The following is a 1,899-nucleotide window of genomic DNA, read 5'->3' as shown; positions in this document are numbered from 1 at the left end:
TAGGCCCCCTCGCCGAACAGCGTGTGGCAGTTGATGCAGTTGTACTTGTGCCAGACGTCCTTGCCGGCCACGACCTGGGGCGTGAGGTTCTGTGCATTGGTGAGCTTGTCGAACTGACGATGGCTGTCGAGCGTGAGCCCGCCAAACACCAGTGCCGAGACGGCCGTGGCCCCGATGGCAAAGAAGCGGGCCTGTCGCTTGTCCATGTCCGGGCCCTATACGCCGATGCCCGACCAGTGGGCCAGCGATACGTAGCCGCCCCACGCAATGGCCGCGCCCATGAGCGCAACGACCCCTGCGGCCACGGCCTTGAGCAGGCCGTGGTACTTCGTTGATGCGTCCATCTCGCCTCCTGCGCCGCATGGCGGCGGAAAATGCGGGCAAGCACCATGCTGGTGCATGTCACTGAGCCGCATTCTGGGCGTTCAAGTGAATGTTGGGAAACACACAGATAGACGCTTTACAAGCCCGATCAATCGACCGCATGAGACTTGATCGCAGCGCTCAACATAGGGCGAGACCCTTATTTTTGAGGCTCCCCCTGGTGCAGCTTTGCTGGCAAAGGAGCACCTTCGTTCCAGTTGAAACATGATGGTGTCCATGCTGGCCGAACCGGGAGCAGACATCGGCGTTTCCGGCACGAGAACGGCCAGCCGGCGTGGCAGCCTTGTCGGCTGAGCTGCGGTGGTGGCTCGATCTTGCACCGGCCCGAATACCCCACGATGTCGGCACCACAGTGCAAGTCCTGCTGGAGGGTTAGCTGTCCGCCTTCAGCGGCACTTCATGACGACACCTGACGCTGTAGCCATGGCTAGCCAAGCCGCAAGCTCTTCAGGATAGGCCCTTACGCGCTGCATCAGTCCGGGTACCTATGACACGGGGCTGCAGCAGTCGCTACCTGAGCATTGCGTTAGATGTGAGGTCTCGGCAGGTCGAGCATCCGGGGCAGCGGCACGTAGGCGCTGTAGGAAGACTTGACCCGTGGTGCCAACAGCGTCTGGCCAGAGACGACAGGCCCTGCTTTGCTGGTGAAGTCAGGGCAAACAATTTCAAGCTACCTTGAAGCGCTGCACCGGGCGCGACAGCGCCTGCGCCTGGTCCTTGAGGCTGGCCGCGGCGGCGGTGGACTGCTCCACCAGCGCCGCGTTCTGCTGCGTGGCGTGGTCCAGCTGCGACGCGGCCGCGTTGATCTCGGCAATGCCTTGCGACTGCTGAGTGGCCGCGGCGGTGATGCGCGCCACGATGTCCGCGACCCGGTGCACGCTGCCCACCACGCCTTCGATGGTGCGTCCGGCTTCGCGCGCCTCCTGCGCGCCGGCCTCGACGCGCTCCAGGCTGTCCTGGATCAGGCCCTTGATCTCCCGCGCCGCGGTGCCGCTGCGCTGCGCCAGCGCGCGCACCTCGCTGGCCACGACGGCGAAGCCGCGGCCGTGCTCGCCGGCGCGTGCGGCCTCGACCGCGGCATTGAGCGCCAGGATGTTGGTCTGGAAGGCGATGCCGTCGATCACGCCGACGATGTCGCCGATGCGCTGCGAGCTCTGCTTGATGGCGTCCATGGTCGTGACCACGCGCAACACGGCCTGGCCGCCCGCGCCCGCTTCGTCGGAGGCGGCGCGCGCCAGCCGGTCGGCCTCCAGCGCGGAGTCCGAGCCCTGGCGGATGGTGCTGGAGATCTGCTCGACGGAGCTGGCCGTCTGCTGCAGGCTGGCCGAGGCCTGCTCGGTGCGCGCGCTCAGGTCGTTGTTGCCGGCCGCCACTTCGGCGCTGGCGGTGCCGATGCCGTCCACCGAGGTGCGGATCTCGCCCACCAGGGCGCGCAGCGCCTCCTGCATGGCGCCGATGGCGCGCAGCAGGCGACCCACTTCGTCCCGGCTGCCTGACGGCACGTCCACACTAAGG

General features: G+C 66.6%; 2 protein-coding genes and 1 pseudogene. All 3 read right to left on the bottom strand.

Translation table 11 applies throughout. The features are described 5' to 3' along the window. A pseudogene (locus tag FJ694_RS36345) lies at nt 1-206 on the bottom strand (c-type cytochrome); the annotation flags it as partial. 9 nt (nt 207-215) lie between these two features. Then, nucleotides 216-344, bottom strand: a complete 129-nt coding sequence (locus FJ694_RS37730) for a hypothetical protein (RefSeq protein ID WP_259373200.1) — start codon at nt 342-344, stop codon at nt 216-218. Between the two features lie 705 nt (nt 345-1,049). Next, on the bottom strand, nt 1,050-1,899 hold an 850-nt coding region (locus FJ694_RS36340), incomplete at its 5' end, for a methyl-accepting chemotaxis protein (RefSeq protein WP_232540395.1).

Source organism: Azohydromonas aeria, assembly GCF_009760915.1.
Classification (GTDB): Bacteria; Pseudomonadota; Gammaproteobacteria; order Burkholderiales; family Burkholderiaceae_C; genus Azohydromonas; species Azohydromonas aeria.
The sequence above is the reverse complement of the archived record's forward strand: the minus strand, read 5'-3'. Positions and strand labels throughout refer to the sequence as shown.